We start from the raw sequence: 13,960 nt of genomic DNA on the forward strand, positions 1-13,960 counted from the left end.
GAGGACGTCCTCCGGGTGCCGGATCCCGGCGCGCAGCAGCGCGGTCCAGTGCGGTGTCCCGGCAGTCCCCGTGCGGGAAGACCGCGGTGGTGCGGGCGGTGGTCATCGGTGCGGCTCCCTCGGCGTCATCGGTGTTCAGGCCCAGCGGTGTTCAGGCGCAGCGGTGTTCAGGCGCAGCGGTGTTCAGGCGCAGCGGTGTTCAGGCGCAGGGGTGTCAGGCGGAGTAGGCGGCTGCCTGGATGCCGTACAGGTCCGCGTACCGGCCGCCCTCCAGGGCGACCAGTTCGTCGTGGGTGCCGGCCTCGACGAGCCTGCCCCGTTCCAGGGTGAGGATGAGGTCGGCGCCCGTGGCGGTGGAGAAGCGGTGGGTGACGATGACGGTGACGGCACCGGTGCGGGCGGCGATCTCGCGGGCGCGCGCCATGTACCGCTCGAAGATCTGCTGTTCGCTGGAAGCGTCGAGGGACGCCGTGGGCTCGTCCAGGACGAACAGCAGCGGCCCGGGCCGCATCGAGGCGCGGGCCAGCGCGACCTTCTGCCACTGCCCCTCGGACAGGTCGACGCCGCCGAAGCGGCGGCTGAGCTCGGTGTCCAGGCCGTCCGGCAGCGCGGCGACGAACGCTCCGGCGTCGGCGGCCGCGACCGCGCGGCGGATCCGGCGGACGTCCCGGGCGTGCGGCAGGTCGCCCAGGCCGATGCTCTCGCCGAGCGTCGTGCGGAACCGGCCGAAGTCCTGGAACGCGGCGCTGGACCAGGCGCGCCACAACTCGGTGTCCAGCTCGGCGAGATCGGTGCCGTCGATGGAGACCGTGCCGCCACTGGGCCGGTAGAACTTGCACAGCAGCTTCACCAGCGTCGTCTTGCCCGACCCGTACTCGCCGACGAGCGCGACCACCGAACCGGCCGGCAGGTGCACGGAGACGCCGTCCAGCGCGGGCCGGGCGGCGCCGGGGTAGCGGTAGGAGACGTTGTCCAGGGTGATGCCCTCCCGCAGCCGCTCCGGCGCGGGGCGGGTCCCGGGGTCCTCGGCGCGCGCGGCGGCGGCGTAGTCCCGCAGCCACAGGTAGGGCTCGATGAGACGCCCGGCCCGGGCGACGTTGGTGGTGTAGTGCACGCCGGTGAAGACCGACTGGCGCAGGCTGGCCGCGACCGTGATGGCCAGCACGATGTCCCCCGGGGAGCCGTCGCCGCGCCGGACCTGGACGACGATCAGCGCCAGCCCGGCGCCGAAACCGAGGGTGAAGACGCTCCAGCCGCCGAGTTTCCACAACGCCGCGGCCAGCCGCGCCCGGTACCGGCCCGCCATGGCCTCGTTCCACGCCGCCGCCTGACGGCGGGCCAGCTCCGCCCCGGCGCCGCTGACGCGGATCTCCTTGCCCGCCGCCGCGTCGGTGCCGAGGTCGAACAGCTCGCGCTGGAGGCGGAACGGCGCGGCGGTCGCGGTCTCGGCGCGGATGATGGCCCGGGTGCCCCGCTGGTCGAACCACAGCGGGAGGGCGGCGAACACCAGGAGCAGCAGCAGATACGGGTTGACCGTGCCGAGCAGGAACAGCGTGACGACCAGTTCCAGCACGGCGAACAGCACGCCGTTCGCGGACCACAGGCTGAGCACCGACTCCCAGGCGGAGTTGCGCACGACGGTGAGCCGGTCGAGGTAGTCCGTCCGCTCCAGGTGCTCCAGGCCCTCCAGGGTGGCGATGTCCCCGTAGACGCGCGGGTTGACGTCCAGGACGGCCACCTTGCCGATGAGGATGCCGGCGGTGTTGATGTCGAACGCGCCCAGCACCATGAGGGCGGTGCCGGCCAGCCCCGCGCCGACGGCCCAGGCGACCGCGGGCCCGCCCGCGCCGCGCAGCGCGGAGTCCACCGCGCCGCGCAGCGCCAGGGCGCTGCCCGCGACGGCCGCGACCATCAGCGCCGGGATGACGAACTGGCAGGCCGTCAGCCAGGGTGCGCGCCGCCAGCTCAGCCGCAGCAGTTCGAACCACAGCGAGAAGTACCGCCGGCGGGGAACGGCGTCCCCGGCGGCCGGACGCTCCGTCATGAGTGGTGGCCCTCCTCCAGCCGGTCCTGATGGCCGCGTCGGAAGCGCGCGGCCTGGATGGCGAACATCTCGGCGTAACGCCCGCCGGCGCGCCCGCCGGCGGCCACGAGTTCGTCGTGCGTGCCGCTCTCGGTGATGCGGCCGTCCTGGAGCAGCACGATGCGGTCGGCGCCCCGGACGGTGGACAGGCGATGCGAGATGAGGACGACGCTGGCCCCGGTGCGGCGTTCGCCGAGCCTGCGGAACACCTCGAACTCGGTGCGCACGTCGAGATGGGCGGTGGGCTCGTCCAGGACGAGGATCCGGGCCCCGCGCCGCACGGCGTACAGCACCCGGGCCAGCACGACCTGCTGCCACTGGCCGCCGGAGAGGTCGACTCCGCCGGACACCGTCCGGCTCAGCGGGGTGTCCCAGCCGGCCGGCAGGCGGGCCACCACCGGGTCCAGGCCGGCCTCCCGGGCGGCGGCCTCGATCTCGCCCGGCGGGACCGGACCGGCCACCTGGCCCAGGGCGACGTTGTCGCCGGCGCTCAGGGGGTAGCGGACGAAGTCCTGGAAGGCGACGGCGACGTGGGCCCGCCAGTTTTCCGGCCGCAGCAGCGCGATGTCGTGCCCGTCCGCGGTGACGGCGCCGCCGGTGGGCCGGTACAGCCCGCACAGCAGCTTGATGAGGGTGGCCTTCCCGGCCCCGTTGAGGCCGACCACGGCGAGGAGTTCGCCGGGCCGGATCTCCAGGTCGAGGCCGCTCAGCACCTCGCGCCCGGTGCCCGGTGCCCGGATAGGTGAACGACACCCGCTCGAAGCGGATACGGGGCGGGCGGTCGCCGGCCTGGCCGTCGGTTTGGTCGTCCGCTCGGTTGTCGGCGGTGCGGGGGGCCAGCAGCGCGCGGAGGTCGTGTTCCGCGCGCAGGCCCTCGGCGGCGGTGGCCGCCGACCGCAGGTCCTCGTTCCAGCCCAGCGCCTTGAACACCGGCCAGGCGGTGACCAGGACGGCCGTCGCCACGGCGATGGTGGTCGCGCCGCGCACCGCGTCGTGCGCCACCCGCGCGTACAGGGCGCACAGCGGGACGCCGACGAGCAGGACCTGGCTCCACTCGGCGCGCATCATGCCGGTGATCGCGCCCCACACGGGCCGTTCCATCGCCAGGCTGTGCTGCCGGATGCGGTCGACGGACCAGTTGCCGAGGCCGAAGACCCGGATGTCCTTGCCCTCGGCCGGGGAGATCGCCGAGTCCTGCCACATCTGGGCCTTGGCGCCCTCCAGGGTGCCGGCCCGCCACGTCCGCACGTAAGCCAGCGCCTGCCGCTGGCGCAGCAGCCAGTTGGCCACGGCGGGCAGCACGACGGCGGGGACCGCCCACCAGGCGTAGCCGGCGAGGACGACGCAGGCCCCGGCGACGCCGACGAAGCCGGCCAGGACGCGCAGCAGCGCGTCGGCGCCGTCGCCGGGGGTGTGCTCCGTCCAGTTGTCGGGGTCGGCCCGGGCCGCGCGGATGAGGGCGCGGACCTCGGGCGTCTCCAGTTGGTCGATGGTGGGCGTGGCGGACACCAGCTCGGTGAGCGACGCCCGGTGGCCGCCGTCGACGGCGGCCTGGACGCGGAACGCCAGCGGCTCGATGACGGTGTCCATCAGGTGCCCGAGGAGCAGGACGGCGACGAACGCCAGCAGCGGCGCCAGCGCCTCGGACAGCGGCGGCACCGCGGTCCCGGCCGACTCGAACCGGCGCAGCAGCGCGGCCAGCAGCAGGGCCGTCACCGCCGGCACCAGACTGCTCAAGCCCAGCAGCAGTGCCAGCGACAGGCCGAGCGGTCTCCTCGCGTGCCGCAGGGTCCGCAGCAGGCTCAGGGCGTCGGACACCCTCATAGGTCCTCCTTCCGGGGGGCGGCGGGTGGCCGGGGCGGTCCCTGCCGGGCCCAGGACCAGGCGTGCGCGGGGTCGCGCGACCAGGGGTCGAAGGACTCCAGCCACCAGGTGGCGCCGGCGTCGAGGTGGCGTTCGACGGTCTCGCGGGCGGCGGTCGGGTCGTCGGGCGGGGTCCGGCCGGGAACGGCGACCGTCCAGTGCGCGGGCCGGCGGTCGGCCGGCGGGAGCAGCGCGGCCAGTTCGCCGGGGTCCGGGCCGCGCAGCCCGCCGCGCGCGTCGGTGACCATGGGCACAATGCCGTCCCGGCGCAGGGCGCGCCGCAGCGGCCCGGGCGCGCGGGCCGGCCAGGTCGCCGCGACCCACACGGGGACGCGGGACCGCTGGGGTGTGGGGAGGTGGGTCACCCGGTCCAGGCGGTATCTGAGTCCGGTGTGGCTGACCTCCTCGCCGCTCCACAGCCGGTCGAGCAGCGCCAGCGCCTCGTCGGTGCGGGCGGCGCGCCCGGCCAGGTCAGGGTCGTCCCCGTAGGCGGCGAAGTCCAGTTCGCCGGAGGCGCCCAGGCCGACGCCGAGGACGACCCGGCCCCCGGAGAGCTGGTCGAGGGTCGCGGTCTCGCGGGCCACTTTCCACGGCTGGCGGGCGGCGAGCGGGGTGACCAGCGGTCCGCAGATGATCCGCCGGGTGGACGCGAGGATGGCCGTGACCGCCGTCCAGGTGTCCGCCACGGGCAGCCGCAGGTGGCGGTGCAGCATGAGGTGGTCCCACAGGAAGACGCCGTCCCAGCCGGAGTCCTCGGCGGTGCGGGCCAGGCCCACCAGCAGCCGCGGGTCGGCGTAGGTGCCGGCGTTCGGCAGCAGGAGGCCGTAGCGGGCGGGCCTGGTGGCGGCGGTCATGGCGCGGCCTCGCCGGCCGGCGCGCCCAGCACCCGGGCGGCCACCGCCCGCCCGGAGCGCACGGCGCCCTCCAGGTGTCCGTAGAACGCGCCGCTGTGCTCCGTTCCGCAGAAGTGCAGCCCGCCGTCCCGCTCCCGGCCGCCCGGGGCCGGCCGCGGCGTGGTCCACGCGCCGAACTCGGGCACGGCGGCCCAGCAGCCCTCGACGAACTCCTCAGCCTGCCAGTCCTGTTGGAGGAACGCGACCGGTTCGCCCGCCTCCGGCCCGAACCAGCGCGTCACGCGCGCAAGGACGGCGCGGCGCCGTTCGGCCGGCGGGGTGGCCGCCCAGCGGCGCGCGTCGCCCCCGGTGACGAACCCGATCAGGACGCCCGCTCCGCCGCGGCCCGCCGAGTCGTCAACGGTGAACCGGACCGGGCCCCGGTCACCCGCGGCCCAGCCGGACAGGCCGGCCTCCCGCCAGAACGGCCGCTCATAGACGAGGTGCAGCTTGACCGCGGAACCACGGCCCGCCGGCGGCCGGGCGACGGGACGGGTGGGGGCGCCGCCGGGGCCGCGCACATCGATCCGGGCGGCCATCCCCGGCGGCACGGCGAGCACCGCGTGCCCGCCCGCCAGGGACAGGCCCGGCCCCTCGACGAGGACGCGCGGCCCGGCGTCGAGCCGGACGCGCCTCACGGGGACGCCCAGCAGCACCGGCGGGTCGAGCGCCGCCGCCAGCCGCTCGGCCAGCGTGTGCGCGCCGCCCTCGAACCGTTCCTGCTGGGCGCCGCCCGAGAACGCCGTCAGGTAGCACCCCGCCGCCGGAGCGGACATAGAACAGGAGGTGCAGCAACGACACATCGGCCGGCTCGGCGGCCAGCATCTCGTGCGCCAGGAGCCCGGCGACGAGGCCCGCGTCGGGATGGCGGAACTCCCGCGCCGCCCAGTCGGCCACGGACAGTTGGTCCAACTCCGGGGCGCCGGGCGTCTCCCCGGGCCGCTCCACGTCCACCCCCGCCGCCAGCGTCTCCAGCCGGTCCAGCACGTCGCCCAAGGCGAGCGCGCTGAACGCCGGCACCGGGTCGCCGGCGCGGCTGAGCCGTCCGCGCACGTCGAACAGGCCGGCGCCGGGCGCCTCGGTGCGGCGCAGCGGCACGCCCAGCCGCGCGGCCAGGGCCCGCACGGCGGTGTGCCGGTCGCCCACCCAGGCGCCCCCGGCGTCCAGCCGCTGCCCGGCCACCACATGACCGGCCGTGCGCCCGCCCACCCGGTCCCGCGCCTCCACGACCCGTACGCGCAGCCCGCGTTGGCGCAGTTCCGCCGCCGCGGTGAGCCCGGCCAGGCCCGCGCCGACGACCACCACGTCCGCCGCCTCCCCCGTGTGGGCGCCGGGGGCGGTCACGCGGCGCCGCCCGGGACCGGCCCGGCGGCACCCGGTCCGCAGGCGTCGGCCAGCCACCGGTGGAACGCCCGCAGCGCGCCCTCGTGCGGCGCGAGCGGCCCCGGCACATACCGCGGGTGGGAGACGCCGCGCTGGGTGGATTCGCAGGCCGCCCAGTCCTGGGCGTTGGTGGTGTGCCAGAAGTCGACCGCGTAGGCCGGGTCGGTGCCCCGCGACAGCAACTCCTCGGGGAACAGCCACTCGCACACCACCCGGGTCCGCCCGGCGGCCAGCGGCTCCAGACGGTGCGTCACCAGGTAGTCGTGCAGGGCCGTGACGAACAGCCCGGGCAGCAGTCCGTGGTAGCAGACCTGCCGGGCCCGGTCCTCGTCGAGGCGGGGGAAGACCCAGTCGGATCCCGATCCGTCGAGCGACATCGACCGCGCCGAGTTGCGCAGGTCGAGCAGGCCGCCGAACCAGGCGCCGGTGGCGGGGAAGTCCTCGCCACCGGCGGTGCGCTGCACCCGGCTCAGCTCGGGGTGGACGCTGGGGCAGTGGTAGCACTCCAGGTAGTTCTCGAAGATCAGCTTCCAGTTGGCGGCCACCTCGTAGCGGCGGGTGGCGACGGTCACCAGGGCCGCCGGGTCGTAGGCGTCGAGGTAGGACCCGAGGTTGCCGGTCACCGTCTCCAGCGGCTCGGCGTCACCGGCGGCGTTGACGAAGAGCCAGCCGTGCCAGACAGCCGAACGCACCGGCAGCAGCCCCAGGTCCTCGTCGTCGGGCAGGTCGAAGCGGGGCGCGTTCCGCAGCGAGCCGTCGAGCCGGTAGACCCACGCGTGGTAGGCGCACCGGATCGCGCGGGCGCGCACCGAGCAGCCCGCGCGCACCAGTTCGTGCCCCCGGTGCCGGCAGGCGTTGACCCAGGCGCGGACGATCGTCCCGCCACTGCCGCCGGGTCACGTCCCGCCAGCCCGGGAAACGGGTCCAGTCCGGCTCGACCAGCTCCCGGCGGCGGTATAAGTAGGAAACGGCGCCGCCGGTCATGGTCTGCCTTCCGGCCCGGCGGGGCTCGCCTCCGGGGCGCGCAGGCGCTCGGCGAGGGCGCTGGGCGTGCGCCGCTCGAAGATGTCGACAAACGTCAGCTCGACGTCGAAGCGCCGGTAGATACGGGATATCAGCCGGGCCGCCAGCAGCGAGTCGCCGCCGGCCTCGAAGAAGTCGTCGTCCACGCCGTAGGGGCGGCCCAGGATCGCGCCGGCCAGCGCGGCGATCTCGGCCGCCGCGGCGCCGGGGTCCGGGCCGGGCGCGGGGTCCTGGGGGATCTTTCCGTCCTCGAGCATCGCGTAGTCGGTCTTCCCGTTCGGCAGGACTGGCAGGTGGGAGGCGAAGTGGAGCAGGCCCGGCAGCAGGTGCGGCGGCAGCCGGACGCGCAGCCAGTCGAGGAGTTCGGTCACCGACGGGCGGGCCCCGGTGGCCGGGACGACCAGGGCGGCCAGCCGCCGCGCGCCGTCCGGGCCGGGCGGCGCGTGGACCGCGACGTCCCGCACGCCGGGGTGCGCGCCCAGGGCGCGTTCGACCTCCTCGGGCTCGATCCGGAACCCCCGGATCTTGAGCTGCCGGTCGACGCGCCCCAGCCACACCAGGCGTTCATCGGGCAGCACCTCGACCACGTCCCCGGTGCGGAACAGACGTCCCTCCGGGTCCGCCGGATCGCCGGTGAAGCGCTCGGCGGTGAGGTCGGGCCGGCCCTGGTAGCCCGACGCCAGGGACGGCCCGCCGATCAGCAGCTCCCCGCTCCGGACACCGGGCGCGAGGCCGCGGACGACCTGGCGCACATGGGGCAACGGCCGCCCGATCGGGACGCGTCGGTCGTCGGTCAGCGCGCGTCCCGCGTCGCCACCGAGGTCGGCGGCGTGGGTGACGAGCGTGGTCTCCGTCTGGCCGTACGTGTTGACGAGCCGCACCTCGCGGGGCACGCGCGACACCCAGGACCGCACCGCGGGCGCCCGCACCTCCTCGCCGCCGATGACCACCACCCGCAGGGAGGCGCCTGGCCGCCCCGGACGTGTGACCCCGCGCGCGTGGCGCCGCCTCAGTCGTTGTCCGGCCAGGCGTTGTGGCGCGTGACGCGGATCCGGGCGACGAGCGCCATCAGGAGCGCGGTCACGCCGCCGAGCGTCATGACCAGCGACGGCGAGGAGCGGTCGACGACCACGCCCCCGGACAGCGCCCCGAGCGAAATCGTCGCCTGGAACGACGCGGTGAACATCACCGACGACGCCTCCGGCGCCCCGGGAGCCGCCTTGGCGAACCACGTCTGGGAACACACCGGAACGGCGCCGTACGCCGCGCCCCAGACGATGAGCAGCGCGACCGCGCCCACGCGCCACTGGCCGAGCACGGGCAGGAGCAGGGTCGCGGCACCGATCAGCACGGCCGCCGCCGCGAAGGTGGCGCGCGGATGGCGCGGCGCGGCGGATCCGCCCAGGAAGTTGCCGGCGATGCCCGCCGCCCCGTAGACGAGGAGGAACACGGTGATCGATCCGGTCCCCACCTCGGTGACCTGCTCCAGGAACGGGGTGATGTAGGTGTAGGCCTCGAAGTGCGCGAGCACGACGAGGAATGTGGCGGCCAGCGCGAAACGTGTGTGCGTGCTCCGCAGCATGCCGCCGAGCGCGTTCAGCCGAGTGACCTGCTCCGGCGGCAGCGGGGGCAGCACCAGGGCCAGCGCGGCGAAGACGGCCAGGGACAGAACTCCCAGCGCGGCAAAGGCGATTCGCCAGCCGGCGAGGTCTCCGATGAGGGTGCCCAGCGGAACTCCGAGCACCGACCCCAGCGGCACCGAGGAGAAAATGACCGCCGTCGCCCGCCCCACCGACGCGGGCGGCACCAGGCGGCTCGCCAGGCCGGCCCCGATCGACCAGAAACCACCGATGGTGATCCCCACCAGAATCCGGGAGATGAGCACCAGCCAGTAGCTGGACGCCGCCGCGGCAAGGAAGTTGGCCGCGGCCAGCAGAAGGATGAAGGCACACAGGACGACCCGGCGGTCGACGCGCGCCGCGGCCACCGTGACCAGCGGCGCGGAGACCGCGGCCAGGAATCCGGGCATGGTCATCATCAACCCGGCCATTCCGTCCGAGACGGTGAAGCCGGAGCCGATCGACGTCAGCAGGCCGATGGGCAGGATCTCGGTCGTGACGATGGCGAATATCCCCATCGTCACCGAGGCCACCGCCAGCCGGGACATGAGGGGCGAGCGACGCGCCGCCCCGGTTCCGCCGGCGGAAACGACAAGAGCTGGGGGCATGAATGTCCGTCCTGTGTCGGGCGATTCCACGAACTGTGCGATCACCAGCTCAGCAACCCCGCCCACCGGAAGCTGGCGGAATCGCGACACCGACGAGGGGCCGGACGGTGATGTCGCGTTCCCGCGACGCCCGGCCGGGGGCACCTAGGGCCTGTATCGAGTTCCCGGTCGGATCAGCCCGCGGCGTCAGACGCGGTGCCCCCCCAGGCCCTTGGGGGCCTGGGAGGTACCCCCAGCAAGGCACCGGATCGCAGCTCATACCCGGCCGTATTCGCGCGATTCGGCTGGGGGCACCTCCCAGACGGAGTCTGGGGGAGCGGCGAGGTGCCGTGACTGGCGTCGCGGGCCCGGACGGGAACTCGACACAGGCCCTAGGCTGGTCCTCGAACCTGCGACGGCCCGGACCTGAGGGAAAGCGAACCGACGTGGACGACGACGGCAGGCGCGAACTGGGCGACGCGCAACGGGCGCACTGGCAGGAGACCTACACGGCCCACCCGGGCATGTACGGCGAGCAGCCGTCCGCGCCCGCGCGGCACGCCACCGAGGTCTTCCGCGCGGCCGGCGCCCGGGACGTGCTGGAGCTCGGCGCCGGACAGGGCCGCGACACGCTGGCCCTGGCCCATGAAGGTTTCACCGTCCGGGCCACCGACTTCAGCGCCGCCGCTCTGGAGCAGCTTCGGGCGGCCGCCCGCGCCCAGGGCGTCGAGGACCGGGTCACCTGCGTGGTGCACGACGTCCGCCCGCCGCTGCCGCTGCCGGACGACTCCGTGGACGCGGTCTTCGCGCACATGCTGCTGTGCATGGCCCTGTCCACCCCGGAGATCCACGCCGTGGCCGCCGAGGTCCGCCGCGTCCTGCGCCCCGGCGGGGTCTTCGTTCACACGGTCCGGCACACCGGGGACGCCCACTGCGGCACCGGCACGGCGCACGGCGACGAAACATCTACGAACACGGCGGCTTCGCCGTTCACCCCTTCCCTCGCGCCCTGGTCGACGCCCTCGCCGACGGCTGGGTCCTGGAGGAGGTCCACGCCTTCGAGGAGGGCGACCTCCCCCGCCGCCTGTGGCGCGTGACGCAGCCCCTCCCCCGCCGAGCACCGCGCCGACACCGGCACCCCGCTCAAAGCCGCATCCCCTGCGGAAGCACGGCGGCGTTCTAGCGTCGGGGCATGGACTCCCCTCACGTACCGCGCGGGCGACCGGGCAGGAGCGCGGCCGTGGCACCCCCGCCGGTGACCCGCGCGCGGCTGGCACGCGCCGCCGCGTGGACCGCCGCCCTCGGCGGCGCCGCCACCGCCGGCTGGCTGGGGCTGGTGACGGGGGCACTGCCGGCCGACCTGGGCGTGGGCCGGCGCACCCGGGCGCTGGGACCGCTGACCGCCGACATCGCGGCGCCCCGGGAGGTGGTCTTCGATGTGGTGGCCCAGCCGTATCTCGGCCGCGCCCCGCGCGCCATGCGGGCAAAGCTGAACGTGCTGGAACGCGGCGGCGACCTCGTCCTGGCCAAGCACTTCACCCCCGTCGCGGGCGGGCGGCTGACGGCGGTCACCGTGGAGACGGTGCGCTTCACCCGGCCCGGGCGCGTCGACTTCCGTCTCGTGCGCGGGCCCGTGCCCGAGGTGACCGAATCCTTTGTGCTCGGCGAGCACGCGGGGGGAACGCGGCTGGTGTACGAGGGGCGGATGGGCACGGACCTGTGGCGGCTCGGTCAGTGGTGGGGCGCCGCGGTCGCCGCCCGCTGGGAGGGCGCCGTCGCCGCCTCCCTCGCCACCGTCCGGACCGAAGCCGAACGCCGGGCGGCGGCCGCGCGCCGGTGAACGCGCCAGTCCGCGCCCGCTCGCCTCTTCCGGTGAGATACCGGCCGTTCCTGGCGCGTACCGCCCGGCGCGCGCGGCCCCGGGACCACGCTGACCGTGCCGCCCGTCGTCGGCGGACCGGCGACCGGGCATACGACAGCGGCGAGGCGGGAGCAGAGACGCGATGACAGTGGACGACACGGCACGGCCGGCGGGGCCGCGCGCCAAAACGCGGGCCCAGGAGAAGCGGGACCGGGACGAGGTGTTCGTCGAGTTCACCCGGTCGATCTGTCCGCTGTGCAAGACCCCGGTCGACGCCCAGGTCAACATCCGCGACGGCAAGGTCTACCTGCGCAAGCGCTGCCACCGGCACGGCGCGTTCGAAGCCCTGGTCTACGGCGACGCCGAGGAGTACCTGTCCTCGGCGCGATTCAACAAGCCCGGCACCATCCCGCTGGTCTTCCAGACCGAGGTCCGCGACGGCTGCCCCAGCGACTGCGGGCTCTGCCCGGAGCACAAGCAGCACGCCTGCCTGGGCATCATCGAGGTCAACACCGGCTGCAATCTGGACTGCCCGGTCTGCTTCGCCGACTCCGGCCGCCGGCCCCGCGGCGGCTCCGGCGCGAAGTCCTGGGGAGGCTACTCGATCACCCACGAGCAGTGCGCGCGGATGCTCGACGCGTTCGTCGCCTCGGAGGGCGAGGCGGAGGTGGTGATGTTCTCGGGCGGTGAGCCCACCATCCACCGGCACATCCTCGACTTCATCGACCTCGCCCAGGACCGGCCCATCCGCGGCGTCACCCTCAACACCAACGGGATCCGCCTCGCCACCGACAAACGCTTCGTCGCCGAACTGGGCCGGCGCGACCGGGCGCCGGGCAAGTCGCTCACCATCTACCTCCAGTTCGACGGCTTCGACGAGCGCACCCACCGGGAGATGCGCGGCCGGGACCTGCGGACGGTCAAGCGGCGGGCGCTGGACCACTGCGCCGAGGCCGGGCTGACGGTCACCCTGGTCGCGGCCGTGGAGCGCGGGCTGAACGAGCATGAACTGGGGGCGATCGTCGCGTTCGGCGTCGACCACCCGGCGGTGCGGTCGGTCGCCTTCCAGCCCGTCACCCATTCCGGGCGGCACGTCCCGTTCGACCCGCTGAACCGGCTCACCAACCCCGACGTGATCCGCCTGCTCACCCAGCAGCTACCGGACTGGTTCACCAAGGACGACTTCTTCCCCGTGCCGTGCTGCTTCCCGACCTGCCGTTCCCTCACCTACCTGCTCGTCGACGGCGAACCGGGCAACCGGACCGTGCTCCCCATCCCCCGGCTGCTCAACGTGGAGGACCACCTCGACTACATCACCAACCGCGTCCTGCCCGACCCCGGCGTCCGGCGGGCGCTGGAGAAACTGTGGTCCGCCTCGGCCCTCATGGGAACGGAGACCACCGAGGAGAAGCTGCGGGCCACCGCCGAGGCCCTGGACTGCGCCGCCGCCTGCGGCATCGACCTGCCCTCCGCCGTGCGGGACCTGAACGACAAGGCGTTCATGATCGTCGTCCAGGACTTCCAGGACCCCTACACCCTCAACGTCAAACAGCTCATGAAGTGCTGCGTCGAGGAGATCACCCCGGACGGACGCCTGATCCCGTTCTGCGCGTACAACTCCGTCGGTTACCGAGAGCAGGTCCGCGCGCTGATGTCCGGGGTCACCGTCGCCCCCGTCGCCCCCAACGCCCGGCCGCTCGCCGACCGGCTCACCGACACTCCGTACGGCTCCCGCACCGCCACCGAGACGAACGCGCCATGACCGACCGGAACGCGCTCAAGGCCTGCTGCGCCGCCGCGTACTCCTCCGACATCGTCGCCCTGCTGCTCGGCGACTCCTACCACCCCGGCGGCACCGCCCTCACCCGCCACCTCGCCGACGGCCTCCAACTGGACAAGGGCCACCGGGTCCTCGACGTCGCCTGCGGACGCGGCACCACCGCTCTCCTCCTCGCCGACGGCTACGGCGTGCGGGTGGACGGCGTGGACTACTCCCCGGCCAACACCGCCCACGCCCGAGATACCGCCCGTGCCGCGGGGCTCGCCGGACGGGCCGAGTTCGTCACCGGCGACGCCGAGCGCCTGCCCCACCCGGACGGCGTCTTCGACGCGGTGGTGTGCGAGTGCGCCCTGTGCACGTTTCCCGACAAGGCCCGGGCCGCCGCCGAGTTCGCCCGCGTCCTGGCGCCCGGCGGCCGGCTCGGCATCACGGACGTCACCGCCGTCCCCGACCGGCTCCCGCCCGAACTCACCACGCTCGCCGCACACATCGCGTGCGTCGCCGACGCCCGCCCGCTCGCCGCGTACGAACGGCTCATCACCGCCGCCAGCCTGCGCACGGTCCGCGCCGAACGCCACGACCGAGCCCTGACCGGCATAATCGACCGGATCGAGGCACGGCTGGCCCTGCTGCGGATGACCAACCCGGCCCTCGCCGCCGACCCCGCCCTGAACCCCGAAACGGCCCGCCCCGTCCTGGCCGCGGCCCGCGCCGCCATCGCGGACGGCACCCTCGGCTACGCCTTGCTCATCGCGGAGAAGTCCCGCTGAGAGGGGGCCGAGGCCCGGCACATGGGTCCGGCCGCCCCCTCATGCGAGTGTCGCGCCGCACGCGGGCCGGGGGCCTTCCGCCCCCGGCCCGGCGTCAG

Annotated in this window: 12 protein-coding genes and 1 pseudogene; 5 read left to right on the top strand and 8 right to left on the bottom strand. The window is 74.7% G+C overall.

Going from position 1 to position 13,960, the window contains the following annotated elements; translation table 11 throughout:
- Positions 1 to 214 precede the first annotated feature (214 nt).
- Together RM590_RS15365 and RM590_RS15370 are read right to left on the bottom strand one after the other, a co-directional pair.
- Positions 215 to 2,044 (bottom strand): ABC transporter ATP-binding protein, encoded by a 1,830-nt coding sequence (locus tag RM590_RS15365; protein WP_311705122.1) that lies wholly within the window; start codon positions 2,042 to 2,044, stop codon positions 215 to 217.
- On the bottom strand, positions 2,041 to 2,796 hold the full coding sequence (locus RM590_RS15370; RefSeq protein ID WP_311705123.1) for an ABC transporter ATP-binding protein: 756 nt from the start codon (positions 2,794 to 2,796) through the stop codon (positions 2,041 to 2,043). Before RM590_RS15370 ends, RM590_RS15365 begins: the two co-directional genes overlap by 4 nt.
- 209 nt (positions 2,797 to 3,005) lie before the next feature.
- Between RM590_RS15370 and RM590_RS15375 the strand changes: the two genes are divergently transcribed.
- On the top strand, positions 3,006 to 3,335 hold the full coding sequence (locus RM590_RS15375; protein WP_311705124.1) for a hypothetical protein: 330 nt from the start codon (positions 3,006 to 3,008) through the stop codon (positions 3,333 to 3,335).
- Between the two features lie 568 nt (positions 3,336 to 3,903).
- On the opposite strand, the gene RM590_RS15380 is transcribed toward RM590_RS15375, so the two are convergent.
- The 6 genes and pseudogenes from RM590_RS15380 to RM590_RS15405 form a co-directional block, all read right to left on the bottom strand.
- Complete coding sequence (locus RM590_RS15380) at positions 3,904 to 4,800, bottom strand: LLM class flavin-dependent oxidoreductase (RefSeq protein WP_311705125.1); 897 nt, start codon at positions 4,798 to 4,800, stop codon at positions 3,904 to 3,906.
- On the bottom strand, positions 4,797 to 5,615 hold the full coding sequence (locus RM590_RS15385) for a flavin monoamine oxidase family protein (protein WP_311705126.1): 819 nt from the start codon (positions 5,613 to 5,615) through the stop codon (positions 4,797 to 4,799). The genes RM590_RS15380 and RM590_RS15385 overlap by 4 nt, the downstream gene beginning before the upstream one ends.
- A gap of 28 nt (positions 5,616 to 5,643) precedes the next feature.
- Positions 5,644 to 6,240, bottom strand: a pseudogene (locus tag RM590_RS15390) (FAD-dependent oxidoreductase); the annotation flags it as partial.
- The gene (locus tag RM590_RS15395) at positions 6,180 to 7,097 is read right to left on the bottom strand and encodes an SRPBCC family protein (RefSeq protein ID WP_394813877.1); all 918 of its coding nucleotides are present in this window, start codon (positions 7,095 to 7,097) and stop codon (positions 6,180 to 6,182) included. The pseudogene RM590_RS15390 and the gene RM590_RS15395, both read right to left, overlap by 61 nt.
- Positions 7,098 to 7,202: 105 nt before the next feature.
- Entirely contained in the window at positions 7,203 to 8,273 is a 1,071-nt protein-coding gene (locus RM590_RS15400) for a non-ribosomal peptide synthetase (protein WP_394813878.1), read from the bottom strand.
- Entirely contained in the window at positions 8,255 to 9,472 is a 1,218-nt protein-coding gene (locus RM590_RS15405; RefSeq protein ID WP_311705129.1) for an MFS transporter, read from the bottom strand. Before RM590_RS15405 ends, RM590_RS15400 begins: the two co-directional genes overlap by 19 nt.
- A 425-nt stretch (positions 9,473 to 9,897) precedes the next feature.
- Here RM590_RS15405 and RM590_RS15410 point away from each other — a divergent pair, with 425 nt between their 5' ends.
- The 4 genes from RM590_RS15410 (at position 9,898) to RM590_RS15425 (ending at position 13,862) form a co-directional block, all read left to right on the top strand.
- The gene (locus RM590_RS15410) at positions 9,898 to 10,548 is read left to right on the top strand and encodes a class I SAM-dependent methyltransferase (RefSeq protein ID WP_311705130.1); all 651 of its coding nucleotides are present in this window, start codon (positions 9,898 to 9,900) and stop codon (positions 10,546 to 10,548) included.
- Between the two features lie 143 nt (positions 10,549 to 10,691).
- Positions 10,692 to 11,291, top strand: a complete 600-nt coding sequence (locus tag RM590_RS15415; protein WP_311705131.1) for an SRPBCC family protein — start codon at positions 10,692 to 10,694, stop codon at positions 11,289 to 11,291.
- 163 nt (positions 11,292 to 11,454) lie between these two features.
- Positions 11,455 to 13,074, top strand: a complete 1,620-nt coding sequence (locus tag RM590_RS15420) for a radical SAM protein (protein WP_311705132.1) — start codon at positions 11,455 to 11,457, stop codon at positions 13,072 to 13,074.
- Positions 13,071 to 13,862 (top strand): class I SAM-dependent methyltransferase, encoded by a 792-nt coding sequence (locus tag RM590_RS15425; protein WP_311705133.1) that lies wholly within the window; start codon positions 13,071 to 13,073, stop codon positions 13,860 to 13,862. The genes RM590_RS15420 and RM590_RS15425 overlap by 4 nt, the downstream gene beginning before the upstream one ends.
- Positions 13,863 to 13,960 lie beyond the last annotated feature (98 nt).

It is taken from the genome of Streptomyces litchfieldiae (genome assembly GCF_031845365.1).
Taxonomy (GTDB): Bacteria; Actinomycetota; Actinomycetes; order Streptomycetales; family Streptomycetaceae; genus Streptomyces; species Streptomyces litchfieldiae.